At 73.0% G+C, this 26,271-nt stretch carries 25 protein-coding genes and 1 riboswitch; of the genes, 9 read left to right on the top strand and 16 right to left on the bottom strand.

Annotation, left to right across the window (positions count from 1 at the left end; translation table 11 throughout):
* Positions 1 to 8: 8 nt before the first annotated feature.
* Positions 9 to 1,577 carry an ABC transporter ATP-binding protein gene (locus I3F54_RS16530; RefSeq protein WP_240119546.1) on the top strand — a complete coding sequence of 523 codons (1,569 nt, stop codon included), beginning with the start codon at positions 9 to 11 and terminating at the stop codon, positions 1,575 to 1,577.
* 67 nt (positions 1,578 to 1,644) lie between these two features.
* On the opposite strand, the gene I3F54_RS16525 is transcribed toward I3F54_RS16530, so the two are convergent.
* A complete protein-coding gene (locus I3F54_RS16525) occupies positions 1,645 to 3,144 on the bottom strand; it encodes a PLP-dependent aminotransferase family protein (protein ID WP_240119568.1) in 1,500 nt (499 codons plus the stop codon).
* A gap of 107 nt (positions 3,145 to 3,251) precedes the next feature.
* On the opposite strand from I3F54_RS16525, the gene I3F54_RS16520 reads away from it, so the two are divergent.
* From I3F54_RS16520 to I3F54_RS16505, 4 genes are all read left to right on the top strand, one after another.
* Positions 3,252 to 3,908 carry a YitT family protein gene (locus I3F54_RS16520; RefSeq protein WP_240119545.1) on the top strand — a complete coding sequence of 219 codons (657 nt, stop codon included), beginning with the start codon at positions 3,252 to 3,254 and terminating at the stop codon, positions 3,906 to 3,908.
* On the top strand, positions 3,905 to 4,672 hold the full coding sequence (locus I3F54_RS16515) for a glycerophosphodiester phosphodiesterase (protein ID WP_240119544.1): 768 nt from the start codon (positions 3,905 to 3,907) through the stop codon (positions 4,670 to 4,672). The genes I3F54_RS16520 and I3F54_RS16515 overlap by 4 nt, the downstream gene beginning before the upstream one ends.
* 63 nt (positions 4,673 to 4,735) lie before the next feature.
* Entirely contained in the window at positions 4,736 to 6,082 is a 1,347-nt protein-coding gene (locus I3F54_RS16510) for an MFS transporter (RefSeq protein ID WP_240119543.1), read from the top strand.
* 278 nt (positions 6,083 to 6,360) lie between these two features.
* Positions 6,361 to 6,735, top strand: coding sequence for an RNA polymerase-binding protein RbpA (locus I3F54_RS16505; RefSeq protein WP_240119542.1), 375 nt, complete (start codon positions 6,361 to 6,363; stop codon positions 6,733 to 6,735).
* Positions 6,736 to 7,077: 342 nt separating this feature from the next.
* Here I3F54_RS16505 and fxsA read toward each other — a convergent pair whose 3' ends face one another.
* From fxsA to I3F54_RS16485, 4 genes are all read right to left on the bottom strand, one after another.
* On the bottom strand, positions 7,078 to 7,641 hold the full coding sequence (gene fxsA / locus I3F54_RS16500) for an FxsA family membrane protein (protein ID WP_240119541.1): 564 nt from the start codon (positions 7,639 to 7,641) through the stop codon (positions 7,078 to 7,080).
* 46 nt (positions 7,642 to 7,687) lie between these two features.
* Positions 7,688 to 8,506: a polyprenol monophosphomannose synthase gene (locus I3F54_RS16495; RefSeq protein ID WP_240119540.1), complete on the bottom strand. Its 819-nt coding sequence runs from the start codon at positions 8,504 to 8,506 to the stop codon at positions 7,688 to 7,690.
* Positions 8,507 to 9,047: 541 nt separating this feature from the next.
* Positions 9,048 to 10,661 carry an amidohydrolase gene (locus tag I3F54_RS16490; protein ID WP_240119539.1) on the bottom strand — a complete coding sequence of 538 codons (1,614 nt, stop codon included), beginning with the start codon at positions 10,659 to 10,661 and terminating at the stop codon, positions 9,048 to 9,050.
* A 239-nt stretch (positions 10,662 to 10,900) separates the two neighbouring features.
* Positions 10,901 to 11,341, bottom strand: coding sequence for an Lrp/AsnC family transcriptional regulator (locus tag I3F54_RS16485; RefSeq protein WP_240119538.1), 441 nt, complete (start codon positions 11,339 to 11,341; stop codon positions 10,901 to 10,903).
* Positions 11,342 to 11,600: 259 nt separating this feature from the next.
* Between I3F54_RS16485 and I3F54_RS16480 the strand changes: the two genes are divergently transcribed.
* Positions 11,601 to 12,053 carry a hypothetical protein gene (locus tag I3F54_RS16480; RefSeq protein ID WP_240119537.1) on the top strand — a complete coding sequence of 151 codons (453 nt, stop codon included), beginning with the start codon at positions 11,601 to 11,603 and terminating at the stop codon, positions 12,051 to 12,053.
* A gap of 324 nt (positions 12,054 to 12,377) precedes the next feature.
* Positions 12,378 to 12,734: a hypothetical protein gene (locus I3F54_RS16475; RefSeq protein ID WP_240119536.1), complete on the top strand. Its 357-nt coding sequence runs from the start codon at positions 12,378 to 12,380 to the stop codon at positions 12,732 to 12,734.
* Between the two features lie 45 nt (positions 12,735 to 12,779).
* Here the strand turns inward: I3F54_RS16475 and I3F54_RS16470 are convergent, their stop codons facing one another.
* Together I3F54_RS16470 and I3F54_RS16465 are read right to left on the bottom strand one after the other, a co-directional pair.
* Positions 12,780 to 13,472, bottom strand: coding sequence for a TetR/AcrR family transcriptional regulator (locus I3F54_RS16470; protein ID WP_374205931.1), 693 nt, complete (start codon positions 13,470 to 13,472; stop codon positions 12,780 to 12,782).
* Positions 13,473 to 13,656: 184 nt separating this feature from the next.
* Positions 13,657 to 15,021, bottom strand: a complete 1,365-nt coding sequence (locus I3F54_RS16465) for a peptidase C39 family protein (protein WP_240119535.1) — start codon at positions 15,019 to 15,021, stop codon at positions 13,657 to 13,659.
* A 287-nt stretch (positions 15,022 to 15,308) separates the two neighbouring features.
* Here I3F54_RS16465 and I3F54_RS16460 point away from each other — a divergent pair, with 287 nt between their 5' ends.
* Both I3F54_RS16460 and I3F54_RS16455 read left to right on the top strand, forming a co-directional pair.
* Positions 15,309 to 15,920: a uridine kinase gene (locus tag I3F54_RS16460; protein WP_240119566.1), complete on the top strand. Its 612-nt coding sequence runs from the start codon at positions 15,309 to 15,311 to the stop codon at positions 15,918 to 15,920.
* Positions 15,921 to 16,358: 438 nt separating this feature from the next.
* Positions 16,359 to 18,215 (top strand): AAA family ATPase, encoded by a 1,857-nt coding sequence (locus I3F54_RS16455; RefSeq protein ID WP_240119534.1) that lies wholly within the window; start codon positions 16,359 to 16,361, stop codon positions 18,213 to 18,215.
* Between the two features lie 246 nt (positions 18,216 to 18,461).
* Here the strand turns inward: I3F54_RS16455 and I3F54_RS16450 are convergent, their stop codons facing one another.
* The 9 genes from I3F54_RS16450 to I3F54_RS16410 form a co-directional block, all read right to left on the bottom strand.
* Positions 18,462 to 19,514, bottom strand: coding sequence for a hemolysin family protein (locus I3F54_RS16450; RefSeq protein ID WP_240119533.1), 1,053 nt, complete (start codon positions 19,512 to 19,514; stop codon positions 18,462 to 18,464).
* On the bottom strand, positions 19,511 to 20,845 hold the full coding sequence (locus I3F54_RS16445) for a hemolysin family protein (RefSeq protein ID WP_240119532.1): 1,335 nt from the start codon (positions 20,843 to 20,845) through the stop codon (positions 19,511 to 19,513). The genes I3F54_RS16450 and I3F54_RS16445 overlap by 4 nt, the downstream gene beginning before the upstream one ends.
* 224 nt (positions 20,846 to 21,069) lie before the next feature.
* The gene (locus tag I3F54_RS16440) at positions 21,070 to 21,576 is read right to left on the bottom strand and encodes a PH domain-containing protein (RefSeq protein ID WP_240119531.1); all 507 of its coding nucleotides are present in this window, start codon (positions 21,574 to 21,576) and stop codon (positions 21,070 to 21,072) included.
* 11 nt (positions 21,577 to 21,587) lie between these two features.
* Positions 21,588 to 22,436, bottom strand: coding sequence for an ATP phosphoribosyltransferase (gene hisG, locus I3F54_RS16435; protein WP_240119530.1), 849 nt, complete (start codon positions 22,434 to 22,436; stop codon positions 21,588 to 21,590).
* Between the two features lie 57 nt (positions 22,437 to 22,493).
* The gene (locus tag I3F54_RS16430; protein WP_019983911.1) at positions 22,494 to 22,766 is read right to left on the bottom strand and encodes a phosphoribosyl-ATP diphosphatase; all 273 of its coding nucleotides are present in this window, start codon (positions 22,764 to 22,766) and stop codon (positions 22,494 to 22,496) included.
* 34 nt (positions 22,767 to 22,800) lie between these two features.
* Positions 22,801 to 23,286 carry a 6,7-dimethyl-8-ribityllumazine synthase gene (ribH, locus tag I3F54_RS16425; RefSeq protein WP_240119529.1) on the bottom strand — a complete coding sequence of 162 codons (486 nt, stop codon included), beginning with the start codon at positions 23,284 to 23,286 and terminating at the stop codon, positions 22,801 to 22,803.
* A 25-nt stretch (positions 23,287 to 23,311) separates the two neighbouring features.
* The gene (locus I3F54_RS16420; RefSeq protein WP_240119528.1) at positions 23,312 to 24,697 is read right to left on the bottom strand and encodes a bifunctional 3,4-dihydroxy-2-butanone-4-phosphate synthase/GTP cyclohydrolase II; all 1,386 of its coding nucleotides are present in this window, start codon (positions 24,695 to 24,697) and stop codon (positions 23,312 to 23,314) included.
* A complete protein-coding gene (locus I3F54_RS16415) occupies positions 24,694 to 25,335 on the bottom strand; it encodes a nicotinamide mononucleotide transporter family protein (RefSeq protein WP_240119527.1) in 642 nt (213 codons plus the stop codon). The genes I3F54_RS16420 and I3F54_RS16415 overlap by 4 nt, the downstream gene beginning before the upstream one ends.
* The gene (locus I3F54_RS16410; protein WP_240119526.1) at positions 25,332 to 25,958 is read right to left on the bottom strand and encodes a riboflavin synthase; all 627 of its coding nucleotides are present in this window, start codon (positions 25,956 to 25,958) and stop codon (positions 25,332 to 25,334) included. The genes I3F54_RS16415 and I3F54_RS16410 overlap by 4 nt, the downstream gene beginning before the upstream one ends.
* A 149-nt stretch (positions 25,959 to 26,107) precedes the next feature.
* Positions 26,108 to 26,238, bottom strand: a riboswitch (FMN riboswitch).
* Positions 26,239 to 26,271: the final 33 nt, after the last annotated feature.

Genomic DNA, 26,271 nt, shown 5'->3' with positions numbered 1-26,271 from the left:
AGACTGCAGTGGCCCGGCGCCCCCTCCCCCGCATCCTGAGCACAGGCAGCACGCAGATCGCCCGGAGCCGGGAGCTGGCCCGGACGGCGGCCGACAGCGCCACCGACGTCCTCCATCCACTGATCACGATCACCCGCGGTCTGCGCCGGCTGGCCTCGGCCGGGCGGCGCAGGTGGACCGAGACCCCCAAGGACAGACGCGGACCGCTGCTGTTCCTGGTGGCGTCGGTGGTCCTGGTCGTGGCACTGGCGCCGTACGGACCGCTGCTCGCCGTCATCACCCTGATGGCGGCGGCAGCCTGGCAGGGCCGGGACCGCACCCCGCCCGCCCCCGAGGGGCCCGACGAGTCCCAGACGCAGCGCCTGAGGTCGCTGTACGAGGCACTCGTCCCCTACTTCTCCGCGGCCGAGGACCCCGCCCCGCTGTACGGCCACGGCGGCGAGTGGGAGAAGGCGTTCCCCTCGTACGAGTTCGACGGGACGGGTCGTGTCGCCCAGCTGCTGATCCGCTACCCCGCGTACTTCCCCGACGGGGAGCCGGAGGCCCGCGCACGCGTCGAGCAGCTGCTCACCGCGAAGGCGGGCCGCGGCCGGGAGTACCACTTCGCCTGGGACGAGGAGGGCAACGAACTCACCGTCACGGTGCTGCCCCCGCTGCCCACCGACATCGCCGCCCAGCGGTTCGTCACCGCGCCGGGCGAGACGGTCCTCGGCTTCACCGACCCGCTCCAGGTGCAGCGCACCCTCCCCCTCGGCTACGGAGAGGAGCAGCGCGACGTCCCGCCGGTGGTCTGGCGCACCGGCATCCGCTCCACCGAGCCGCACCTGCTGGTCATGGGCCAGCCGGGCAGCGGCATCTCGACCCTGCTGCGCTCCATCGCGCTCCAGGCCCTGCCGTACGGCGACGTCCTCGTCGTCGAGGGCGGCGGCACCGGCGAGTACGCCTGCCTGACCGGCCGGGACGGCGTCCTGGCCGTCGAGTGCGGGCTGTCGGGGGCGCTGGCCAGCCTGGAATGGGCCGCCACGGAGGCGGAGCGCCGGCTGATCGCCGCCAACCGGGCCCGGCAGGAGGGCCAGCCCCCACCGGAGGACACCCGGCGACCGCTGTGGATCCTCGTGGACCGCCCGAGCGCCTTCTCCCACCTGGCCGCCTCCGACGGCCGCAAGGACCCGCAGTCCCTGCTCCAGGTGCCGCTGCGGCACGGCCGGGCGGCGAGCGTCACCGTCGTCGTGGCCGAACAGTTCGACAGCGCCGACGCGCTCGGCGACGCGATCCGGCAGCACACCCGTGCACGGGTCGTCCTCGGGCCGGCGACGGGCGAGCAGTTGGAGGCCGTGCTGGGGGCACGCCCGCAGACCACACCCGTCGCTCAGGTGCCGCCGGGGCGCGGATACGCCCGCCTGGGCGGCGGCCCCGTGCACCGGCTCCAGGTCCCGGCCACCCCGGACCCCCACGACGACGCGACCAGCGACGCGCACCGGCAGGCGGTACTGGAGCTGCTGCCGCCGCTGACGACGCCGGCGGACGGCGAGACGGTACCGGCGCCCACGGAGGCGGCCGTCGCGGAGACGACGTAGGAGCCGACCGCAGGGGCCGCCGGGTGGAACCCACGCACCCGGCGGCCCCTGCGCGCGGCGCCCCGGCTCACGCCACGAACGTCCGCGGCGCCCCCGTGCCCGCCGTCCCCCCGCTCTCCACCAGCCGTGCCGCCGCGGCGAGGCGCACCGCTGCCTCCTCCGCCACCGCGCCCCCCACGGTGAAGGGCAGCCGCACATAGCCCTCGAAGGCCCCGTCCACCCCGAAGCGAGGGCCGGACGGGACCCGGACCCCCACCCGCTCCCCGGCCTCCGCCAGGCGCGAGCCGGACAGTCCCCCGGCACGCACCCACAGGGTGAGGCCGCCGCCGGGCACCTCGAACTCCCATGTCGGCAGCTCCCGCCGGATCGCCGCGACGAGAGCGTCCCGGTTCTCCCGGGCCTGGCCGCGCCGCAGTTCCACGGCCTGTTCCCAGCCGCCGGTGCTGAAGAGCCAGTTCACCCCCAACTGCTCCAGCACCGGTGTGCCCAGGTCGGCGTAGGCGCGTGCGGACACCAGACTGCGGATCACGTCGGGCGCGGCGCGCACCCAGCCGATGCGCATGCCCGCCCAGAAGGCCTTGCTGGCGGAGCCGACGGTGATCACCGTCGACCCGGCGGGGTCGAAGCCGCAGACGGGCCGCGGCACGGAGACACCCTCGTCGAGCCACAGCTCGCTCATCGTCTCGTCGGCGACCAGCACGGTCCCGGCCGAGCGGGCCGCCTCCACCAGCCCCCGGCGCTGGTCCTCGTCGGCGAGGGCGCCGGTGGGGTTGTGGAAGTCGGCGACCACGTACGCGATCCGCGGTGCCGCCTCCCGCAGCACCTGCCGCCAGCGGTCCAGCTCCCATCCGGCAAGGCCCTCGGCCATCGCGACGGGCACCAGTCGCGCCCCCGCCTCCCGCATGAGCTGGAGGATGTTGGCGTACGACGGGGACTCCACGGCGATCCGCTCCCCCCGCCCCCCGAACAGGTGGCAGATGGCATCGATGGCACCCATCGCCCCGGTGGTGACCATGATCTGCTCGGGCATGGTGGGGATCCCGCGCGCGGTGTAGCGCTCGGCGATCATCTCGCGCAACGCCGGCAGGCCGGCCGGGTAGTCACCGTGTGTGTGGGCGTACGGGGGGAGTTCCTCCAGGGCGCCCTGCACGGCACGGGTCAGCCAGGGTTCGGGCGCGGGCAGCGCGGCGCAGCCCAGGTCGATCACCGAGCCCAGCGCCTCCGGGGGCAGCGGCTCCAGGCCGCGCGCCGGAAGCGGGTTCCCCGCCGGTACGGCCGTCCAGCTGCCGGCGCCGCGCCGGGACTCCAGGAAGCCCTCCGAACGCAGCGCCTCGTACGCGGCGGCCACGGTGGTGCGGCTGACGGAGAGGGCCACCGCCAGTTCGCGTTCGGCGGGCAGCCGGGCGGCCACGGGCACGCGGCCTTCGAGCACCAGCAGCCGGATACCGTCGGCGAGGGCGCGGTAGGCGGGCGGGCGGCGCGTGCCGGGGCCCGCGGGCCGCTCCTGCTGGGACGTGAGCAGCCGGGCGAGCTGCGAGGCGCCCACCGCAGAGGTCCACTGCACCATGGTCACCAGTCCACCTTCCCCGAATTGGCCATGGATGGCGTTTGTTTCCAAGCCACAGAGTGACATGCGTCAGGCCACCATCACCATCCCGGGGGGCACCTTTGTCCATGCCAGAACGTCCAGACCGCGCCGCCCGGCGCCTCGTCCAGCTCTTTGCCGGCCTTGCGCTGTACGGCGCGAGCTCCGCGCTCCTGGTCCGCGCGGACCTCGGGCTGGAGCCGTGGAACGTCCTCCACCAGGGCCTCGCGCGACTCGGCGGCCTGACCATCGGCATCGTCTCGATCCTCGTGGGCGCGGCGGTGCTGCTGCTGTGGATCCCGCTGCGCCAGCGGCCCGGCCTCGGCACCGTCGCCAACGTCTTCGTCGTCGGCCTGGCCATGGACGGCACCCTGGCGCTGGTACCCGGGGTGCACGGCCTGGCCGTGCGGATCCCGCTCCTGCTGACCGGCGTCCTGCTGAACGGTGTGGCCACCGGCCTGTACATCGCCGCCCGGTTCGGTCCGGGCCCGCGCGACGGGCTGATGACCGGGCTGCACCGGCGCACCGGCCGCTCGATCCGCCTGATGCGCACGACGGTGGAGGTGGCGGTCGTGGTGACCGGCTTCGCCCTCGGCGGCACCGTCGGCGTGGGCACCCTGCTCTACGCCGTCGCGATCGGCCCGCTCGCCCAGGTGTTCCTGCGGCTGTTCGCCGTCCCGCCGGCAACGGGCGGCAGCACGGTCGTTGCCACCGGGACACCCCGGGGAGCGATACTGCGTCGGTGACCACCCTGATACGCCATCCCTACCTCGACCATCCCGGCCCCATCCCCTTCGCCCACCGCGGTGGGACGGCGGACGGACTGGAGAACACCGCGGCGCAGTTCCGGCGGGCGGTCGAGGCGGGGTACCGCTACATCGAGACCGACGTGCACATCACCCGCGACGGCAAGCTGGTCGCCTTCCACGACACGACGCTGGACCGGGTGACGGACGGCGCGGGACGGATCGCCGACCTGCCGTGGGCGGACGTGCGGCAGGCGCGCGTCGCGGGCCTGGAGCCGGTGCCGCTCTTCGAGGAGTTGCTGGAGACCTTCCCCGAGGTGCGCTGGAACGTCGATCTCAAGGCCGAGTCGACACTCCGCCCCTTCCTGGACCTGGTCGCCCGCGCGAACGCCTGGGACCGGATCTGCGTCGGCTCGTTCTCCGAGGCGCGCGTGGTGCGTGCCCAGCGGCTGGCCGGTCCGCGCCTGGCCACGTCGTACGGCACTCGCGGTGTGCTCGGCCTGCGCCTGCGCTCCTGGGGGCTGCCCGTGGCCCCGCGCCGCTCGGCGGTGGCCGCGCAGGTCCCCGAGAGGCAGTCCGGTGTCCCGGTGGTCGACCGGCGCTTCGTCCGGGCGGCTCACGCGCTCGGACTCCAGGTCCACGTGTGGACCGTCAACGAACCCGATCGGATGCACCGGCTCCTGGACCTGGGGGTCGATGGCATCATGACCGATCACATCGACACGTTGCGCGAGGTCATGCAGGAGCGCGGCGTCTGGGCCTGACCGCCCGGACGGCGCCCCGCCACCCTTGCCACGGACATCTTCGGCGGGGAAGCGAGGGCACGGGTGGACACCGAGACCGTGCGGGCCAGGACGGCCGGCGAGGCCACGGACCGGCGGCGCGAGCAGCGCGGCTGGTACTTCTACGACTGGGCGTGCTCCGTCTACTCGACGAGCGTGCTCACCGTGTTCCTGGGCCCCTATCTGACCTCGATCGCGAAGTCGGCCGCGGACGCCGACGGGTACGTCCACCCGCTGGGCATCCCGGTGCGCGCGGGGTCGTTCTTCCCGTACGCGGTGTCCCTGTCCGTGGTCGTCGCCGTTCTGGTGATGCCCCTGGTGGGCGCCGCCGCCGACCGCAGCGGGCGCAAGAAGCCGCTGCTGGGCGCGGCGGCGTACACCGGCGCCGCGGCGACCACGGGCATGTTCTTCCTCGGCGGCGACCGCTACCTCCTGGGCGGTGTGCTGCTGGTGGTGGCGAACGCCGCCCAGTCGGTGGCGATGATGCTGTACAACTCCTACCTGCCGCAGATCGCCCCGCCCGAGGAGCGCGACGCGGTCTCCTCCCGCGGCTGGGCCTTCGGGTACGCGGCGGGCTCGCTGATGCTCGTGGTGAACCTGGCCCTGTACCTGGGCCACGACGGCTTCGGGGTCTCGGAGACCATGGCGGTACGCATCTGCCTGGCCTCGGCGGGTCTGTGGTGGGGCGCCTTCGCGCTCGTGCCGCTGCGCCGGCTGCGCGACCGGCGTGCCCCCGCGCGGGAGGCCGCCCTGCCGGGGATGCGGCAGCTGGTAGCGACCGTGCGGGACATGCGCCGCCACCCTCTGACGCTCGCCTTCCTGCTGGCGTACCTGATCTACAACGACGGCATCCAGACGGTGATCTCGCAGGCCTCGGTGTACGGCTCGGAGGAACTGGGCCTGGGACAGTCGACGCTCATCGCCGCCGTGCTGCTGGTGCAGGTGCTGGCGGTGGCGGGCGCGCTGGCGATGGGCCGGCTGGCGCGGACGTACGGCGCGAAGCGGACGATCCTCGGCTCGCTGGTGGCCTGGACGCTCACCCTCGGTGCCGGGTACTTCCTGCCGGCCGGGGTGCCGGTCTGGTTCTTCGTGCTGGCGGCCGGGATCGGGCTCGTGCTGGGCGGCAGCCAGGCCCTGTCCCGCTCGCTCTTCTCCCACCTCGTGCCGCCCGGGAAGGAGGCCGAGTACTTCTCGGCGTACGAGATGAGCGACCGAGGCATGAGCTGGTTGGGTCCGCTGCTGTTCGGGCTCACCTACCAGCTGACCGGCAGCTACCGGGACGCGATCATCTCCCTGGTGGCGTTCTTCGTGATCGGGTTCGTGCTGCTCGCACGCGTCCCGGTGCGGCGTGCGATCGGCGACGCGGGGAATCCGGTCCCCGAGAGGATTTAGCGCTCCGGGCGAAAGGGCGGTAGTGTACGCGTTTGGCCTGCCAGACGTACCGTTACTGCGCGTCAAAGGCGACAAGGCGCTGGGTGACATCTCCTCACAGACGTGACAAACCGGGCGCCTGTGGGTACGCACTGGTTGACAAGGCTGCGGCTACGACGGCGACGCACGACCCGGAACGGGACATCGGAACGGGAATCTTTACCGCCGACCGGACGTTGACCGGATGACGACGACAGCGACACCTGTCCTGTGGGCGACAAGCCCGGGAGGCACGATTCATGAGTGAGCGAGCTCTTCGCGGCACGCGCCTCGTGGTGACCAGCTACGAGACGGACCGCGGCATCGACCTGGCCCCGCGCCAGGCCGTGGAGTACGCATGCGAGAAGGGGCACCGCTTCGAGATGCCCTTCTCGGTCGAGGCGGAGATCCCGCCGGAGTGGGAGTGCAAGGTCTGTGGAGCCCAGGCACTCCTCGTGGACGGCGACGGGCCCGAGGAGAAGAAGGCCAAGCCCGCGCGTACGCACTGGGACATGCTGATGGAGCGGCGTACCCGCGAGGAACTCGAAGAGGTCCTCGCGGAGCGGCTCGCGGTTCTCCGCTCGGGGGCGATGAACCTCGCGGTCCATCCCCGCGACAGCCGCAAGAGCGCCTAGTCCCGACACGGCTCGGACGGGTCACAGCACCGCGCAGAGGACCGCGGGTGCGGTACGTGCTGCACGTACCGCACCCGCGGTCCTCTGCGCGGTCCTCTGCGTGCCCTGATCCACCGCTCGGGCTGCCACGCGGCGAAGCCGGGGCACGCCGGTGCCCCGGAACGGAGCGCCGCCGGTGGCCCGCGTACGGGTCACCGGCGGCGGAGCCTGGCGGGAAGAAGGGGCGGCCCGCGGCGTGCGCGTGTCTCTGCGCCGCTCACACCGCGGGACGGCGGGCGTGCCCGGCCCGAGGACGGACCCGCCGGCACGCCGGACCCGCCCCGGCCCCACGCCGGGGCGGCATCAGCGCGTCAGCGGCGGCCGGGGCTCCTGCGGGGCGTCGCCCGGCTCCTCGTCCTGCCGGACGACCTCGCCCTGTACGACCTTGCCGTCGGGGCGGTGGATCCGCGCCTGCTGGAAGGCGCCGCCGAAGCTGCCGGGGGCCGCGGCGCGCAGCCGGCGGTCGAAGGAACGCTCGGCCCACCGTCCCAGCGCCTTCTGGACCGGCGGGACCAGCAGGAGCAGACCGACCACGTCCGAGACCGGACCCGGGACCATCAGCAACAGGCCACCGAGCATCATGAACCCGTTGCCGCTGCCGCCTGCCGGGGAGCCACCGCTCTGGATCGCCGCGTTGAGGCTCTGGAAGGCGCGCCGCCCCGCCCGCTTGACCACCACGGCGCCCAGGACCAGTCCGGCGAGCAACAGGAAGAAGACCGTGAGCCCGCTCGTCGCGCCCGCGATCAGGGTCAGCAGCCAGATCTCCAGCACCACCCACAGGGCGACGCCGAGCGGCAGGAAGGTGCGCAGCCGGGAGCGGCGGGGCCGGGCCGAGGGGCCGGAAGGGGTCGGAGCGCCAGTCGTCATGCCTCCAGTGTGCCCGGGCCGCACTCAATGGGCGATAAGCGGGTGATCAGCCCTTCCCGTGCGGCTCCGGCGGCGCCGGCTTCACCTTGCCGGTGATCTTCTCCACCCGCTCCCCCACGCCCCACGCCGTGACCCGCCACAGCGCCTCCACGAGGATGTCGCGGCTCATCTTGGAGTCGCCCAGTTCACGCTCGACGAACGTGATCGGGACCTCGACGACGTGGTAGCCGGCCTTGACGGCGCGGCGCGCCAGGTCGACCTGGAAGCAGTAGCCCTGGGAGGCGACCTCGCCCAGCCCGAGGCCCTTCAGGGTCTCGGCGCGGAAGGCGCGGTAACCGCCGGTGATGTCACGCAGCGGCAGGTCGAGCGCGAGGCGGGAGTAGAGGCTGCCGCCTCGGGAGATGAACTCGCGGGACTTGGGCCAGTTCACCACCCGGCCTCCTGGCACCCAGCGGGAGCCGAGGACCAGGTCCGCCCCCTTGAGCGCGGTCAGCAGACGGGGCAGTTCCTCGGGCTGGTGGGAGCCGTCGGCGTCCATCTCGACGAGGACGCCGTAGTCGTGCTCCATGCCCCAGCGGAAGCCCGCGAGGTAGGCGGCGCCCAGGCCCTCCTTGCCCTTGCGGTGCAGCACGTGCACCTGGTCGTCGTCGGCGGCCAGCTCGTCCGCGAGCTTGCCCGTGCCGTCGGGGCTGTTGTCGTCGGCCACGAGGACGTGCGCGTCGGGGACCGCCTTCCGCACCCGGCCGACGACGGCCTTGATGTTCTCCGCCTCGTTGTAGGTCGGGATGATCACCAATGCCGTGCCGAGCGGACCGAACTGCCTCCCCTGGGCCTTCGCCGCGAGGGTCCCGTCGCCGTCGTTCACTGCTGCCCCTTCATGTCCGTACGCAGAGGTCCACCATAGTGGCCTCGGCCTGCGATGACGTGACCGGACGTTCGTCTGGTGGTGTCGAATCCACAAAAGCGGGGTAGGTGCACGGCTTTGGGCTTGTATGTACCGGGCGGAGCGGAGCAGGCGGCGGGCCGTCGACGGTCCGCGCTGCGGATGGGGGCCCGGCGCCCTTCGGGCCGGCCCGGGACCCGCTGGCTGCGGACCGCCCGAAGGCCGTTGTCTACTGAGCGCCCGGGCCCCACCCGGGTCACACCTCCCCGACCGGTCGGAGCGTTCCCCCGCCGGCGCGGGCGCTGAGCCTGGCTCCCTGACCCAGCGGCGCTCGGCGAGTGGGCGGACGTTCCCCGGTCGGGCGTCCGGCGGTGGACGGGGCGAACCTACCGGCCCCGGACCGTCCTCTGTCAACAGCCGCCCTACCTGCGCTTCGACCCGTGCGTTGCTGGTCAGGGCGGTGGAGGCACAGGTCGTACGACGCGTCACCGCCACCCGTGGGGAGCCGTGCCCGTCCGCCGGATCACTCGCCCGGACGTACGTACACCGTCCGCCCGCCGACCACCGTGCGCAGGCAGACGGGCAGGTCCCGGCCCGGCGCGAGGTCGGGCAGGCCCGGGGTGCCGGAGCGGGGGTCGGTGGACCAGCGGGCCACCCGGTCGTCGGGAGCCTGCACCACCAGCTCGCCCGTGCGCCACACGGCGTAGTCCGCGGGCGCGCCGGGCACCAGGACGCCCGCGTCGTCGCGTCCGACCGCCCGCCAGCCGCCGCGCGTATGAGCCGTGAAGGCGGCGCGGACGGAGATGCGGTGCGCGGGGGTGCGGTGGAAGGCGGCCGCCCGGACCGTGCCCCACGGGTCCAGCGGGGTGACGGGACTGTCGGACCCGAAGGCGAGCGGAACGCCGGCGCGCAGCAGCGCGGCGAACGGGTTGAGGGTGCGGGCCCGCCGCACACCCAGGCGCTGGGCGTACATGCCCTCCTCGCCGCCCCACAGCGCGTCGAAGGCGGGCTGGACCGAGGCGGTCAGGCCCAGCTCGGCGAAAGCGGCGACGGTCTCGGGGGTGAGCATCTCGGCGTGCTCGACACGGTGCCGGGCGGCGCGGACGCGCGCGAGGCCGGTCTTTCCGGCGGCGGCCCGCATCCCCTCCACGACGGCTGCCACGGCGGCGTCGCCGATGGCGTGGAATCCGGCCTGGAGTCCGGCCTCGGTGCAGGCCACGACGTGCGCGGCGACCGCGCGGGCGTCCAGGTGGGCGGTGCCGGTGTGGGCGGCGTCGGCGTACGGCTCGTGCAGGCAGGCGGTGTGGGAACCGAGGGCTCCGTCGGCGAAGAGGTCGCCGGCGGCGCCGGCCGCGCCGAGTTCCCGCGCTCTGCCGACGTTCTGCTCCGCCCAGTAGCCGACGACCCGCGGCCCCGGTTCCTCGGCGGCGAGGGCCAGCAGGCCGGTGAAGTCGTCCTCGGAGGAGATCTCGGGGCCTCCGCACTCGTGGACCGTGCCGATACCGAGGGAGGCAGCGTGCGCGAGGGCGGCACGCTGGGCCCCGGTGCGCTGCTGCGGCGTGACGGCGGCGAGGGCGGCGGCGCGCACGGCGTGGTGGGCGTCCGCGGTGACCGGGCCGTCGGCCGGGCGGCCGGCCGCGCCCGGACCCGGCACCAGGTCCAGCAGGGCGGTGGTGACGACTGCCGAGTGCACGTCGATGCGGGACAGGTACAGGGGACGTCCGCCGGTCGCCTCGTCCAGCTCGGCCCGGGTCGGCGGGCGTCCTCCGGGCCAGCGGGAGGCGTCCCAGCCGTGGCCGAGCAGCACCCGGTCCTGCGGGCGGGCGGCGGCGAAGTCCCGGACGGCGGCGAGGGCGGCCTCCAGGCCGGGGGCGGCCGACAGGTCCAGGCCGGTGAGCGCGAGGCCGGTGGCGGTGGTGTGGACGTGCGCGTCCGTGAACGCCGGGGTGACCAGGGCACCGTCCAGGTCGGCCACCTCGTCGACGCCGTCGGCGAAGGCGTCGGCCGCGCCTTCGGAGCCGACCCAGGCCACCTGGCCGCGCTCGACGACCATGGCCGTCGCGAACGGGTCGGCGGGGCTGTGGACCTCTCCGCGGCGCAGGAGGACGGTCTTCGGCTGGGCGGCACTCTCACTCATGGGCACCAGTCTCGCGCCTGGCGGATACCGTCTCGCACCCAGGTCGCCCCGTGCGCGCACAGGGGGCGACCTGGGGCAACGCCGCATCGACGGTGTGCGGGCCCGCCGCACACGCCGTATCCGGCAGCTGAGGGTCCGGCGTCGGGCGGGACCGGCGGACACCGCGCGCCGTCCGCGGTTCGCCGCCGCCGGCGACAGCGCACCCTGGCGGACCGGGCGCGCGGCTCCCGCAGGCGTGGTCAGATGCGCGGCGGCCGCGCCTCGTAGGGGGTCGACAGCACCACCGTCGTCCGGGTCGACACGCCGGCCAGCGAGCGGACCCGCGCCAGCATCTCCTCCAGTTCGTGCGGCGTGGCCACGCGGACCTTGAGGATGTAGTTCTCGTCGCCCGCGACGCTGTGGCACGCCTCGATCTCGGGCACGCCGCCCAGCCGGTCGGCGATGTCGTCGGGGGCACTCGGATCGAAGGGCTTGACCGAGATGAAGGCGGTCAGGGGCAGCCCTACGGCCTCCGGGTCGACGACGGCGGCGTATCCGCGGATGACGCCGCGTTGCTCCAGCCGGCGCACCCTCTGGTGCACGGCCGACGTGGACAGGCCCGTGGCCTTGCCCAGGTCCGTGTAGCTCATCCGCCCGTCCTTGACGAGCAGCTGCACGATCTGACGGTCCAGCTCCTCCATGGCGCAAGAACCTACAGTGCCGCTGATCTCCTCGGATACCTGCACGGCCCGGGTCACACCCGGTTCGTGATGTTGCGCGGGAGGGTGAGGGCCGGCGGGACGGGGGCCGCCGGGCACCTGCACACGGCATGTGACCAACACCACACCCCCCGGGCCGGCTCCGTAATGGTCTCGTGATTACCGCGGAGACGGGGCGGGAAGTGCTTGCTGTGGTCGAGGCCGCAGCGCCTTCACGGCCCAGCACAAGGGGGAGAATCCCATGCAGAGTCTTAAGCGCCCAGGTCGTTCGGTGTCCAAGCGGCAGCAGCCGGCCGCCGAGCCCGAGCCGGAGGGCGTCGAACCCGACGCCTACGACGTGGAGGACGGGGGCGACGACGACACCGACGCCTACGACACCTTCGAGATGTACCGGGTGATCTGCCCGGACTGCGCCCAGCCCATCGCACTGCTGGCGGACGAGGAGGCCCTGCCGGAGCACGCGCTGTGCGCCTCGCCGTGGAACCCGTTCGGGCTCACGGTGTGTGCCGGGACCGGCCGCCGCGCGTCGGACGCCCGGCCCGCCGACGAGAGCTTCGAACCCCAGGAGCAGGACACCGCCCTGCTGCTGACGCTGCCTCGGGGGCTCGACTGGCGGACGCAGCCCTTCTCCCACGTGGGCGGCCCGGGCTCGCGCCCGATGCGCGTGCCCGCGATGCGCCGCGACGCCGCCTGAACGGCTCCTGCCACGCTTCCACGCACGCCCCGCACCGCGGCACTGCAGAAGGCCGTGGTGCGGGATCGGCGCAAGGCCGGCGAGGCGCCGCGATCCCCACCCGGTGCCGTACGGGGTCGTGCACGCACGGAGCAGGCGCGGCACCGGCGCAGGAGCGGAACGGAAACGCCCACGGAACCCTCGCCCGTCCCGAACCCGCCACCACGCGGCGCGATTGACGTCGCATCAGGTCGGCCTGCGGCACTCGCGCCATGGGGAGCCCGCGAACTGACGGCCGAATCACGGGGCCGGTGACCTGCCCGCCCGGTTCCGCGTTGGCCCGGCATGACCCCCACCACTTCGGCGACCGGGCGTCAGCGGCTCTTCTTCGTCCCGGCACCCGCAAAATCGGTTCCGCCGACCGCTCCGCGACCGCCCGACCCGCCCATCTACCGCGAGATGATGCGGGCCTGGGCCGACCGGGGCCGCACCCTGCCGGGCCACCACGACCCGGAGTGGGTGCGGCTGGCGGCGCCTCAGGTGCGGCCGGGGCAGTTCAGCGGAGTGCGGGGCCACGCGACGGCAGGCGACGGCCGTCAGGATCCGGTGGGCGCACCCGACGATGCGGAGCACCGGGGCGCACGGCCATGCTCCTCGCCGGAACCGGCCACGGAAGGCAGCCGGGCGGCGGCCACGCTGTGAGGGCGCCCCAAGGGGCGGCCCGGGCCACGGGGCGGGCGTCCGTCGCTACAGGTCGCGGCGGGCCGGTTCCGGCGCGGGATAGGCGGGGTCGAGTTCCCCGATGGCGCGCAGGGTGCCACCGAGCGTCCTCACCAGCAGCTCGCGCATGGTGTCGCGGGAGAGCTCGGGGTGGTCGATCCAGTCCAGGGTGGCGCCCTCGACACCGCACAGCCAGGCGAGCAGGCCCATGCGGGCGGGCGCGGCGATGTCACTGCGGCCGTAGGCGGCCTCGGCGATGGTCGCGACGACCGCCTCGCGCACCGAGTCCCGGATCGCGTGGACCTCGGCGTCGAAGCCGACTCCGCCGCTGACGATCGTGCGGTAGGCGGCCTGGTTGGTCTCGGCGTAGCGCAGGTAGCTGTCGACGGTGCGGTGGGCCCGGTCCACCCGGGCCAGTTCGAGACCGCTCGCCGCGAAGGACACCAGGTCGGCGACGGATTCCTGGATGATGGCCAGGTAGTAGCCCCGCTTGGACTGGAAGTAGTAGTAGATCAGTCCTTTGGCGACCCGGGCCTGCCGGGCGATGTCGTCCATGGAGAGCGCGTCGTACGACGTGTCGGCGAACAGCCTCCGCCCGATCGCGAGGAGTTCGGCCCGGCGTGCCAGCGAGCGCTCGGTACCGCGCGCCCGGATGGGGGTTCCCCCTGCCGGGAGCGGCCGGGGAAGTGCAGCGACATCGTGCTGACGGCTGATATTCAATTTCGACCCTGAGTTCCTACGGGCGGCGGGACATCCGCAGTATGGCAGGTCGGGTATGCCTCAGGTCACAGCAGTCCGCCGTCCGGGACCACGGTGGGCCCGGCCGGGTCACGAGCACCGCCGCCAGCGTCACCAGGCCCCGTCGTACGACGTGTTCGGGGAGTGCCGGGCCCACCGGACCGCGTCAGCGCACGCCCACCGCGGCCAGCGCCTCGCGCTGGCCCTGCGTCGGGTGTGCGGGGAAGTACAGGTAGCAGACGCCGCCCGTGCCGCTTCTGACCCGCCCGCTCGCGTCGTACCTCTTCGTCCTCAACCAGATGTTCTCGAACTCGCGGCGCCGGTAGACCCGCCGCACCGCATCGTCGCTCGGCGAGGCGGGATCGTTGGCGATCACGTCGCCGTCGCTGGTGAAGCCGATCACCGCCATCAGGTGTCCGGAGGTGCCGTATCCGGCGCCGGTCAGCTCCTCGTCGAGGAACGACTGGGACGTGACGGCCGGGATACCGGCCGCGATCAGCGTCTCCAGGTCCCTGAGCGAGCCGAGCCGGGTGACCACCCCCTGCACCCCTTCGAAAGTGGCGGCGTAGGCGGCGTTGAACGGCCAGTTGCCGCAGCCGCCGTACTGGTGGTCGTAGGACCGGCGGGCAGCATGGCAGACCTGGGGGTCGGCGAAGGCCGGGTCGACCCAGGACAGTTGCTCCTCGGTGAGCCGGCCTCCCCAGTACTCGATGACCATCTGCGACGAGGTGGGGCTGCACCAGGCCTCACCGCCGTTGTCGTACTCGGGGTACTGGCCCTTGTGGATCTCCTGCGAGTAACGCGGCACGCGCAGCTCGCGGGCGGGGCCGGGCGTGGAGGCGGGGACCGTGAACCGGTCAGGGACGTCCGATCCCATGAGGAACAGCCGCCACACGGTCGGGGTGGTCTCCTGCCCCGGCCGGCGGTACAGGGTCAGGCGCAACCGGCAGGAGACCAGGCGCAGCCCGGAGGCGGGGTCGTCGATGGCGAGGGTGTCCGTCCAGACGGTGCTCCTGCCGTCGCCCTGACCGTCGACGGAGGTCCGCCTGATGTCCGTGTCGCCGGCCGCCCAGCGGCCCATCACGTACCAGGGTGTGGCGGTGCCGTCCGGGTAGGACCCCTGGAGCTCGACCTGGATCCAGGTGCCGGGTGGGGTGTGCGCGTTCCAGGAGGCGATGGCCTCGGTGGCGGGCACGGCCGGCCGGTGCACGGGCGAGGTCCAGGTGGCGTACTCCCAGGTGGCCGTCCGCCCGGTGTGCGGGTCGGTGTGGTCGAGGGTGCCTGCGGCCGTGCCGATCACGATGCCGGGCCGGGCGCCTGCGACGGCGCGGGTGCCGTGAGCGGTACCGGCGCACCAGTCGGCGTACGTGGTCCAGGTGTGCTGATCGACCCGGCGGACCGGGTCCGGATCGCGGTCCCCGGCGGCGGTCAGGGTGCCGGCCGTCGCCGGGTCCGCCCCGCCGACCCCCGCGGCGGCGGCGACCGCCGCGGTCAGGACGGTTCTGCGGGAAGGCTGTTCGGTTCTGCTCATGGCGGGAAAACCCCCAGGTGTCCGGGTCGGGCGGTCCGGTGGGTGTCACATGTGGGTGCGTACGCGGTGCGTGCGCGTGCGTGCGGTCATGTGCGGGTGCGTGCGCCAACTATGGCGCGCCGGGTCCGGTCCTGCCGGCACTCCGACCCACGCCACACACACCGGCATCGGCCTGCACCACCGGCGTGACCTGCGCATCGGCACGAACCGGGTGATCTTCGGCCGTCCGGCGCGGCGCCCCGTAGACTCTCCGGCGCACCCACCCGAGCACACCCGGGGGAACGACCATCGAGCACCTCGCCACCCTGCTGCGCAGCCTGCCCCCTTCCCTGGGACCGGTCCGGCTGGTGGGCGTCGACGGGCACGCCGGGTCCGGCAAGTCGACGTTCGCCGGGCGGCTGGCCGAGGCGCTCGGTGGCGCACCGGTCCTCCATCTCGACGACCTCGCCTGCCACGACGAGCTGTTCTCGTGGACGGGGCGGCTGCGGGAGCAGGTGATCGAGCCGCTCGCCCGTGCCGGGACGGCTCACTACACCCCCTACGACTGGCGCGAGCGCCGCTTCACCGCGCCGCGGCCCCTGCCGCCGGCCCCGGTCGTCGTCGTCGAGGGCGTCGGCGCCGGCCGCCGTGCGCTGCGCCCGCACCTCGCGCATCTGCTGTGGATGGAGATGCCTCCCGCGCAGGCATGGGCGCGCGGGCGGGAGCGGGACGGAGCGGAGCAGCGGGAGTTCTGGGCCGGATGGGTCCGCGCCGAGCGCCGGCATTTCGCCGAGGATCCGTCCCGGCCGTACGCGGATCTTCTGGTGCGGCAGGTGGCACAGGGGTACGACATGCTGCCGGGACCCGCCTCGGACGGCCGGAATCTCACGCACGGTGACGGACCACCCGCCGTGTGGTGAAACCGTGAAACCGCTTGCGCGGGAAGTTCCGGGAGTCCTCCAACTGTGCTTGACCAGGGGGCCGTACCCGACTTACGTTCTCAATGTGCGGCTGTGGAAGCCGCCCCCTCACGCGAAGCCCCCGATTGTTCCCCCGTGATCGGGGGCTTCGTCCTGCCTGCGTGTCCGCACGCCCCCGTCCGTGTGCGCCGTATGACGCCGAACGCTCACGCTCGGTCACCGGCCCGGGTGCTCGCCGTCCGCCGCCACCTCGCAGAACGGCCCGTGCGGCACCCTTCGATGGGCGGCGCCCCCGCAGGTACGATGCCCTCGGTGCTACCTACGGACGGCTGCGCGCGCCTTGCAACTCCGGTCCGCGGCACAGCGGTTCGACGAACGCAGCCGGCCCGGCGGCAGCGGGCCGGCACACCGACGGGGGCACGGTTTGTGGGGGACGTGATGGACTTCGGCACGCAGGGCCCCGAGGCACCCGCCGAGCTCGCCTGGCTGCGAGGCGTGGACGCCTACGCGATGGGCGCCTATCCGCAGGCCGAGGAGGAGTTCCGGACGGCGGTGCGGATCGATCCCCGGATGGCCGACGGCTGGCTCGGGTTGCACGCGCTGCGCGTCGACACGACGACCGCGCTGCTGCGGATGTACCGCCACCGCGACCGCTTCGGCGAGCAGCGCGCCCGGCACCGCCGCGCCCTCAACTCCTGGTACTGGCTCGGCTGGTGGGTGCAGCCGGTGCTGGAGAGCCCCCGCGACCTGCTGCTGGCCCACGCCTCCCACTGGCTCGACGGACGCCACGTCCCGGAGCTGGACCGGGCCCTCGCCGGGCTCCCCCCGGTCGACACCGACCAGCAGGTCCGGTTCCTGCACGCCTGCCGCGCCTATCTGGTCAAGGACTGGGAGCAGTTGGTACGGCACACCGACCCACTGCTCGACGATCCCCTGCTCGGTATCGAGGCCGGGCTGTTCGGCGGTATGGCCCGGGTGCGCCTGGAGATGTACGGGCAGGCCGAACCCCTGCTGTCGGCCGCGCTGATGCGGTGCCGCAGCGAACAGCCGCAGCGCAAGGAGCTGCGGTACTGGCTGGCCCGGGCGCTGGAGGGCACGGGCCGCTCCGCCGCCGCCCTGCCGCTGTACCGGGCGGTGCACCGCGTGGACCCCGCGTTCATGGACACCGCGGCCCGGCTCGCGGCGATCGCCGAGGGCGACGGCTACGACGACCCGGCCGACCTCACGGCACTCACGCTCACCGGTACGGCAGGGGACCTGCTGGACGGCACCGACGGGCTCGATCCGCTCTTCGGGACCGAGGGCCGCGAGTTGAAGGTGTCCGACCCCGAGCCGCCCAGCGGACCACTGCCGTCGGCGGTCGACCCGGCCGTGCGCGAGAGGACGTCCGTGCCGCCGGTATCGCTGCCGGCGGGACCCACGGACCCGGGCTTACTCGAGGAAGCGCTCGCCGAACTGGAGCGCATGGTGGGCCTGGAGCCGGTGAAGCGGCAGGTCAAGGCGCTGTCCGCACAGTTGAACATGGCCCGCCTGCGAGCCGGGCAGGGACTCCCCGTCCAACCGCCCAAACGCCACTTCGTCTTCTCCGGCCCCTCCGGCACCGGCAAGACCACCGTCGCCCGCATCCTCGGCCGCGTCTTCTACGCCTTGGGGCTTCTCGGCGGCGACCACCTCGTGGAGGCCCAGCGCGCCGACCTGGTCGGCGAGTACCTCGGGCAGACGGCCGTGAAGGCCAACGAACTGATCGACTCCGCGCTCGGGGGCGTCCTCTTCGTCGACGAGGCCTACGCCCTGTCCAACTCCGGCTACGGCAAGGGCGACGCCTACGGCGACGAGGCCCTCCAGGTACTGCTGAAACGAGCGGAGGACAACCGCGACCACCTGGTGGTGATCCTGGCCGGCTACCCCGAGGGCATGGACCGCCTCCTCGCCGCCAACCCCGGGCTGTCCTCCCGCTTCACCACCCGCGTCGACTTCCCCTCCTACCGGCCCCTGGAACTGGCCGAGATCGGCAAGGTGCTCGCCGCGGACAACGGCGACCAGTGGGACGAGGAGGCCCTGGAAGAGCTGCTCTCGATCGCCGGTCACGTCGTCGACCAGGGATGGATCGACGAGTTGGGCAACGGGCGGTTCCTGCGGACCCTGTACGAGAAGAGCTGCGCCTACCGCGATCTGCGGCTGTCCGGCTACGCGGGACCGCTGTCCCGGGACGACCTGGCCACGCTGCGGCTGCCGGACCTGATGCAGGCGTACGGCGAGGTGCTGTCGGGGCGGGGACCGCAGGATCCGGCCTAGCGGGGCCCAGGGGATCCGCGGAAGTCCTGTGCGGTACCGAGCGGTGTCCAGAGCACGCACCGGACACCGCTCGGTGACGGGCGAACGCCACCTGCCGTGGCACTAGGGGGTGTCCCGGCAGTCCGGTGCGTGCTCTCGGCGTGCCGGACGTAAGACCTCGTACCGGATGTACTCGGGCTTACGCCCGGTGCGGCGAGAGTGCGTGCCGGGCGCCGTGGGTGCTGTGCGGGACTTTCGGAACACCCCCTAGCTCGTCAGGACCTGCTCCTCCGGTTCCTCCCGGTGCGCCGGGTCCCGCACCTCGCCGACCAGCAGCTCCAGGACGTCCTCCAGCGCGACCAGACCGAGCACCTTGCCGTTCGCGTCGGCCACCTGGGCCAGATGGGTGGCGGCACGGCGCATCACGGTGAGCGCGTCGTCGAGCGGCAGCTCGGCCCGCAGGGTCGTCATGGGCCGCCAGATCCGCTGCGGCACCGCCCGGTCGGAGTCCTCCAGGTCGAGGACGTCCTTGACGTGCAGGTAGCCCATGAAGGCGGCGCCGTTCTCGGCGGCGACGGGGAACCGGGAGTAGCCCGTGCGGGCGGTCAGGTCGACGATCTCACCCGGGGTGACCGAAGGACCGACCGTGATCAGCGACTCGCTCCGGAGCAGGACGTCCGTCACCGGGCGGGAGCCCAGTTCCAGGGCGTCCTCCAGCCGCTCGCGTTCCTCGGGGCCGAGGAGGCCGGCCTGGCCGGAGTCCTCCAGCAGCCGGTTGAGCTGCTCGCTGGTGACCACGGCCTCGACCTCGTCCTTGGGCTCGACGCGGAAGAGGCGCAGGATCGCCTGGGCGCAGGCGCCCAGCGCGACGGTGATCGGCCCGCACAGGCGGGCGAAGGCGACCAGGCCGGGGCTGAGCCACAGCGCGGCCTTCTCGGGAGCGGCCATGGCGAGGTTCTTCGGGACCATCTCGCCGATGACCAGGTGGAAGAAGACGACGGCCGCCAGGGCGATGACGTAGCCGAGCGGATGGATCACGCCGTGCGGCAGGTGGATCCACTCGAACACCGGCTCCAGCAGACGGGCCACCGTCGGCTCGGCGACCGCGCCGAGGGTCAGCGAGCAGACGGTGATACCGAACTGTGCGGCGGCCATCATCTGCGGCAGCCGCTCCAGGCCGTACAGCACCTGCCGGGCCCGGGCGGTGCCGAGCGGTTCGATCTGGCTGCGCCGGACGGAGACGAGCGCGAACTCGGCACCGACGAAGAAGCCGTTGGCGAGGACGAGGAATGCGGCGAAGACGAGTTGGAGGGCGCTCACCGGGCGGCCTCCATGACGTTCACGACCGGAGCCGTGCGCACCAGGCGGACACGCTCCGCGCGGTAGTGGCCGACCTGGCGCACGGAGAGCCGCCAGCCGGGCAGTTCGGCCCGGTCACCGGGTGCGGGGATACGGCCCAGCAGGTCGGCGACGAGGCCGGCGACCGTCTCGTAGGGGCCCTCGGGTACGTCCAGTCCTATGCGCTGGAGGATGTCGACCCGGCAGCTGCCGTCCACGTCCCAGGCGGGCCGGCCGTCCTCGGGCGGGACGGCCGCGAGTTCGGGCAGGTCGTGTCCGTCGTGCTCGTCGCGGACCTCGCCGACGAGTTCCTCGACGATGTCCTCCAGGGTGACCACGCCGGCCGTCCCGCCGTACTCGTCGACCACGACGGCGATGGGCTGCTCGCTGCGCAGCCGCGCCAACAGCGGCTGCACGGGCAGCGTCTCGGGGACGAGCAGCGCACGGCGGGCGATCCGGACGACGGGGGTCCGCAGGCGGTCGTGCACCGGGACGGCCAGCGCGTCCTTGAGATGGACCATGCCGACGACCTCGTCGATCTTGTCCCGGTAGACGGGGAAGCGGGACAGGCCGGTGGCCCGGGTCAGGTTGACCACGTCCTCGGCGGTCGCCGACGACTGGAGCGCGCTGACCCTGACCCGCGGGGTCATGACGTGCTGGGCGGTCAGCTCGCCGAGCGACAGGGTCCGTACGAACAGGTCGGCGGTGTCCTGCTCCAGGGCGCCGGCCCGGGCCGAGTGGCGGGCCAGGGAGACCAGCTCGCCGGGGGTGCGGGCGGAGGCCAGTTCCTCGGCGGGCTCGACGCCGAGCGCGCGGACCAGACGGTTGGCGACGGCGTTGAGTCCGGCGATGACCGGCCGGAACAGGCGGGAGAAGATCCGCTGCGGGCCGGCGACGAAACGCGCGACCTGCAGCGGCTTGGAGACCGCCCAGTTCTTCGGCACGAGCTCGCCGATCACCATCTGCACGGCGGAGGCCAACAGCATGCCGACGACCACCGCCACACCGCCGACCGCGCCCTCGGGTATGCCGATCGCGGCGAACGGGCCGTGCAGCAGCCCGGCGAGCGCCGGTTCGGCGAGCATGCCGACGACGAGGGAGGTGATGGTGATGCCGAGCTGGGTGCCGGAGAGCTGGAAGGACAGCTCCTTGAGCGACTCGACGACCGAGCGGGCGCGGGGGTCCCCCTCGGCGGCGGCCTCTTCGGCCTCCGGGCGCTCGACCGTGACGAGGCCGAACTCGGCGGCGACGAAGAAGCCGTTGGCGAGGATGAGCAGGAATGCGGCTGCCAGGAGCAGCAGGGAGAGGGTCACGATGCCACCGCCTCCGCATGTCCGCGGCGTGGGTCCGCGTTATGCCGGGAGGGGGTGGCGCAGGTACTGCAGGACGATCCGTCCATCGCCGGAGAGGGTCACTCCTCGGGTAGAAGGAGCCCCTGGGTGCCGGGGCGGCGCTCAGGGGCGGAGGCACAGCGAAAGACCTCTGCCCCCAGATTAGTCAAGATTCCGCCGGGTGCGGCAGGGCGGGCGCCCCCGAGTCAGCCCTGATCCTGCTCCGGGCCCGCCCCGGCGCCCCTGTCCGGCTCCGCGATCGACCGGGTCTCGACCAGCGCGCTCAGGGCGCGCGCATCGTCGATGGCGCGCTGTCTGTCGATGCCGGGCTGGATGCCGAGCGCGGGCAGGCTGGTGCCGTCGCTGAGGTTGAGGAAGACCCAGGGGTCGCTGACCCTCAGGTTCACCTTGAGGATCTCCGCCCAGGCCAGACGGCGGGTGCCGGCGAAGTTCACGACGGTGACGCCGCCGTCGTCCGCGACCACCTTCGGCCTGGAGAGCCACAGCAGGACGCCGAGGACCAGCGCGCCGGTGAGGACGAAACTGAGCTTCTCCCCCGGGCCGAGCTGCTCCAGGAGCAGCCCGACGGCGGAGATCACCACGAAGATCACCACTCCGGCGGTGACCAGGACGGCCCGGGTGCGTGCGGGCCGGAACGTGACCGGCAGGGCAGGCGGGCTGGGCCGGTCGGAGGTGTCGCGAGAATCGGGCATGGCGGGGGTGCTCACAGACGGCAGGCGTGGATGGCCGTGGTCAGGATGGCCCGGGCGCCGATCGCGTACAGGTCGTCCATGATCCGCTGGGCCTCCTTGGTCGGCACCATGGCGCGGACCGCGACCCAGCCCTCGTTGTGCAGCGGCGAGACCGTCGGCCCCTCGAGACCGGGCGTGATGGCGACGGCATCCTCCAGGTGCTCGGCGCGGATGTCGTAGTCCATCATCACGTACGTCCGGGCGACCAGAACACCCTGGAGGCGGCGCAGGAACTGCTGCACCTTGGGCTCCCCGGTGTCCGCCCCGGTGCGGCGGATCACCAGGGCCTCGGACGTCATGATGGGCTCGCCGAAGACCTCCAGGCCGGCGTTGCGCAGCGACGTGCCGGTCTCGACGACGTCGGCGATGACCTCGGCGACACCCAGCTCGATGGCGGTCTCGACGGCGCCGTCCAGGTGCACGACGGAGGCGTCGATACCGCGGTCGGCCAGGTGCTTGGCGACGATCCCCTCGTAGGAGGTGGCGACGGTCTTGCCCTTGAGGTCCTCGGCACCGGCGACGGCGCCCGGCTTGGCGGCGAAGCGGAAGGTGGAGCGGGCGAAGCCCAGCGGGAGGATCTCCTCGGCGCCGGCGCCCGAGTCGACGAGCAGGTCGCGGCCGGTGATGCCGATGTCGAGGCGGCCGGAGGAGACGTAGATCGCGATGTCGCGGGGGCGGAGGTAGAAGAACTCGACCTCGTTCTCCGGGTCGACGATCCGCAGTTCCTTGGACTCGCGGCGCTGCTGGTAGCCGGCCTCATGCAGCATCTCCGCCGCAGGGCCGGACAGTGAACCCTTGTTGGGGACGGCGATGCGCAGCATGAGATCGGCTTCCTTTGCGTGAAGGGGAGTGTTCTTGCGGCTGTGGCGGCGGGCGGCTTACAGGTGGGCGTAGACGTCGTCGAGGGAGATCCCGCGGGCGACCATCATCACCTGCACGTGGTACAGCAACTGCGAGATCTCCTCGGCTGCCGCCTCCTTGCCCTCGTACTCGGCGGCCATCCAGACCTCGGCGGCCTCCTCGACGACCTTCTTGCCGATGGCATGGACGCCCTTGCCCACCAGTTCGGCGGTGCGGGAGGTGGCGGGATCGCCCTGGGCGGCCTTGTGCTGGAGCTCGGTGAAGAGCTCCTCGAACGTCTTCTTGGACATGGTGGTCCTTACCCTACGCGGTGCGGGCCGCTCCTCAGCGCCAGGGTTCGGATACCGAGCGCAGGGTGGCCGCCGTGGCGACCGCCGCCGTCACGGCCTCGTGCCCCTTGTCCTCGCTGGAGCCGTCCAGGCCGGCCCGGTCCAGTGCCTGCTCCTCGGTGTCGCACGTCAGCACGCCGAAGCCGACGGGGACCCCGGTCTGGACGGACACCTGGGTGAGTCCCTGGGTGACGCCCTGGCACACGTAGTCGAAGTGCGGGGTTCCGCCGCGGATGACGACGCCGAGGGTGACGACGGCGTCGTAGCCACGGTCGGCCATGGCCTTGGCGGCCACCGGCAGTTCCCAGCTGCCGGGGACCCGCAGCAGGGTCGGCTCGTCGATACCCACCTCGTGCAGGGCGCGCAGGGCGCCGTCCACCAGACCGTCCATCACCTTCTCGTGCCACTGCGCCGCGATGACGGCGACCCGCAGGTCACCCGCATTGCGTACGGACAGTTCCGGTGCGCCCTTGCCGCTCACGTTCGTGTGTCTCCTCGCTGGTGTGTTACTGGTTGCCGCAGGTGCCGGCGACCGCGGGGGCCGCGTCGAGCCACGGCAGGTCGTGCCCCATCCGGTCCCGCTTGGTGCGCAGGTAGTGGAGGTTGTGCTCGCCCGCCGTGACGGGCATCGGCTCGCGTCCGGTGACCTTGAGCCCGTGACGCAGCAGCGCGTCGCTCTTGTCGGGGTTGTTGGTCATCAGGCGGACGCTGCGGACGCCGAGGTCGGCCAGGATCTGCGCGCCGGCGCCGTAGTCGCGGGCGTCCGCGGGCAGGCCGAGTTCCAGGTTGGCGTCCAGGGTGTCGCGGCCCCGCTCCTGGAGTTCGTAGGCGCGCAGCTTGGACAGCAGCCCGATGCCGCGTCCCTCGTGGCCGCGCAGGTAGACGACGACGCCGCGGCCCTCGGCCTGGATGCGGTCCAGGGCGGTGTCGAGCTGGGGGCCGCAGTCGCAGCGCTGGGATCCGAAGACGTCGCCGGTGAGGCATTCGGAGTGGACGCGGACGAGGACGTCCTCGCCGTCGCCGATCTCGCCGTGGACGAGGGCGACGTGCTCGACGCCGTCGGCCGTGGCGCGGTAGCCGTGGGCCCTGAACGTTCCGTGGGCGGTGGGCAGGGTGACCTCGGCCTCGCGGCGGACGCCGGGCTCGCGCAGGGGGACCACCTGCTCGCGCGACGCCGGGAGCTCGGGGGAGCGTCGGTAGGCGATCAGGTCCTCGATGGAGATGATCGTCAGGCCGTGCTTGCGGGCGAACGGGACCAGCTCGGGAAGACGCAGCATCCGGCCGTCCTCCCCGGCGATCTCGACGATGGCGCCGGCGGGGCGCAGGCCCGCGAGGCGGGCGAGGTCGACGGCGGCCTCGGTGTGGCCGTTGCGGGCGAGGACCCCGCCGGGCCGGGCCCGCAGCGGGAAGACGTGGCCGGGACGGACGAGGTCGGCCGGCTCGGCGGTGCCGCTCGCCAGCAGCTGGAGGGTGGTGGCGCGGTCGGAGGCGGAGATACCGGTGGTGACGCCGTGGGCGGCGCCGGCGTCGACGGACACGGTGAAGGCGGTCTGCATGGACTCGGTGTTGTCCTCGACCATCTGCGGCAGTCGCAGCCGGTCCAGCTCCGGACCCTCCATGGGGGCGCAGATCAGGCCGCGGCACTCGCTCATCATGAAGGCGACGATCTCCTCGGTCGCCTTCTCTGCGGCGATGACGAGGTCGCCTTCGTTCTCGCGGTCCTCGTCGTCGACGACCACGACCGGGCGGCCGGCGGCGATGTCGGCCACGGCCTGCGCGACGGGGTCGAGGGTGAGGTCCTCGACGGCCTCGGCACCGTAGAGGATCGGCGGGGCCGCGGGGACGGTGGCGGGTGCCTCGTTCAGGGTGGCGGATGACGGGCGGGCGGTCATGCCGGCGCTCCTTCCAGGACGGGCTGCGGGGTCCGGCGGGAGCGCAGCCACCAGTCGCGCATGCCCCACAGGACGAGCGCGCCGTAGATGACGTAGACGAAGCCGGAGAAGGCGTAGCCGTTGGCGAAGTTCAGGGGCACGCCGACGAGGTCGACGAGCAGCCAGGCGAACCAGAACTCGACCATGCCGCGGGCCTGGGCGTACATGGCGACGACGGTGCCGACGAAGATGTAGGCGTCCGGCCAGGGGTCCCAGGACAGGGACGGGTAGGCGGTGAAGAGCAGGGCCACGGCGACGGTGCCGCCGGCCGCGGCGGCGAGCATCGCGGCGCGCTCGCCCCGGGAGGCGAAGCGGACGGCGATCCGGCCGTCGTCGGCTCCGCTCCTGCCGCGGCGCCACTGCCACCAGCCGTACAGTGCGACGGCCATGACGACGACCTGCTTGCCGGCGCTGCCGGCGAGGTGGCCGTAGAAGGCGATGAACAGCACCAGGCCGGAGAGGAACTGCACGGGCCAGGTCCACAGGGCTCGGCGCCAGCCGAGGGCGAGCGCGATCAGGCCGAGGATGTTGCCGGCCATGTCGGACCAGATGATGTGCTGGCCGAACAGGACGAAGGCTTCGGAGTTGAGCCAGGTCACCGGGCCGCCTCCTCGCCGCGCCGCGGGGGCTGCGCGCGGTCGCCGAGCAGGCGCTCGACGTACTTCGCGACGACGTCGACCTCCAGGTTGACCGGGTCGCCGGGCTGCTTCAGGCCGAGCGTGGTCAGCGCGAGGGTGGTGGGGATGAGGCTGACGGTGAAGTGGTCGGGACCGGCGTCGACGACGGTGAGGCTGATGCCGTCGACCGTGATGGAGCCCTTCTCGACGACGTAGCGGGTGAGCTCGTCGGGGAGGGAGATCGTGACCATCTCCCAGTGCTCGGAGGGCTTGCGGTCGAGGATCTCGCCGGTGCCGTCGACGTGGCCCTGGACGATGTGCCCGCCGAGGCGGGCGCCGACGGCCATGGGGCGTTCGAGGTTGACGCGGGAGCCCACGCCGAGGGCGCCGAGACTGGACCGCTTGAGGGTCTCCGCCATGACGTCGGCGGTGAACTCGTCGCCGTCGTGCTCGACGACGGTGAGGCAGACGCCGTTGACGGCGATGGAGTCGCCGTGCTTCGCCCCGTCGGTGACGACGGGGCCGCGCAGGCGGAAGCGACAGGCGTCGTCGAGGGTCTCGACGGCCGTGACCTCGCCCAGCTCTTCGACGATTCCGGTGAACACTTCCCGGGTCCTCCTGCCTCTGTCGGGCACGGACTCCGGGGCCTGTCGTCGACGACAGGAAGTACGGGCGAGGACACGGGAGGCGACGCCGGACGGACCCGTCCCGAGAGGGACGAGCCGTTTCGGCGGCACACACGCATGCCCGCCCGCCGCGCACTGCCTCCCATCCGGACTTTAACCGTCGGTCCAGGAATTTCACCTGGTCAACCGGCCGCTGGAAGCGACCGGGTCGCGGACTGTAACCGCCGGTTCGGACTTTCACCGACCCCGGAGTGCGCTGCTTTAGCTACAGGGCCAGTGTGCCACGCCCGGT

It is taken from the genome of Streptomyces sp. MUM 2J, from assembly GCF_022414535.1.
Classification (GTDB): Bacteria; Actinomycetota; Actinomycetes; order Streptomycetales; family Streptomycetaceae; genus Streptomyces.
This window is presented reverse-complemented; position numbering and strand designations above follow the sequence as displayed.

Excerpts from the sequence above, each read along its gene's own strand:
- I3F54_RS16525 (WP_240119568.1), bottom strand. The coding sequence starts at position 3,144 with ATGGTGCAGTGGACCTCTGCGGTGGGCGCCTCGCAGCTCGCCCGGCTG.
- I3F54_RS16520 (WP_240119545.1), top strand. The coding sequence starts at position 3,252 with ATGCCAGAACGTCCAGACCGCGCCGCCCGGCGCCTCGTCCAGCTCTTT.
- I3F54_RS16505 (WP_240119542.1), top strand. The coding sequence starts at position 6,361 with ATGAGTGAGCGAGCTCTTCGCGGCACGCGCCTCGTGGTGACCAGCTAC.
- fxsA (WP_240119541.1), bottom strand. The coding sequence starts at position 7,641 with ATGACGACTGGCGCTCCGACCCCTTCCGGCCCCTCGGCCCGGCCCCGC.
- I3F54_RS16490 (WP_240119539.1), bottom strand. The coding sequence starts at position 10,661 with ATGAGTGAGAGTGCCGCCCAGCCGAAGACCGTCCTCCTGCGCCGCGGA.
- I3F54_RS16485 (WP_240119538.1), bottom strand. The coding sequence starts at position 11,341 with ATGGAGGAGCTGGACCGTCAGATCGTGCAGCTGCTCGTCAAGGACGGG.
- I3F54_RS16480 (WP_240119537.1), top strand. The coding sequence starts at position 11,601 with ATGCAGAGTCTTAAGCGCCCAGGTCGTTCGGTGTCCAAGCGGCAGCAG.
- I3F54_RS16475 (WP_240119536.1), top strand. The coding sequence starts at position 12,378 with ATGACCCCCACCACTTCGGCGACCGGGCGTCAGCGGCTCTTCTTCGTC.
- I3F54_RS16465 (WP_240119535.1), bottom strand. The coding sequence starts at position 15,021 with ATGAGCAGAACCGAACAGCCTTCCCGCAGAACCGTCCTGACCGCGGCG.
- I3F54_RS16455 (WP_240119534.1), top strand. The coding sequence starts at position 16,359 with ATGGACTTCGGCACGCAGGGCCCCGAGGCACCCGCCGAGCTCGCCTGG.
- I3F54_RS16440 (WP_240119531.1), bottom strand. The coding sequence starts at position 21,576 with ATGCCCGATTCTCGCGACACCTCCGACCGGCCCAGCCCGCCTGCCCTG.
- hisG (WP_240119530.1), bottom strand. The coding sequence starts at position 22,436 with ATGCTGCGCATCGCCGTCCCCAACAAGGGTTCACTGTCCGGCCCTGCG.
- I3F54_RS16430 (WP_019983911.1), bottom strand. The coding sequence starts at position 22,766 with ATGTCCAAGAAGACGTTCGAGGAGCTCTTCACCGAGCTCCAGCACAAG.
- I3F54_RS16420 (WP_240119528.1), bottom strand. The coding sequence starts at position 24,697 with ATGACCGCCCGCCCGTCATCCGCCACCCTGAACGAGGCACCCGCCACC.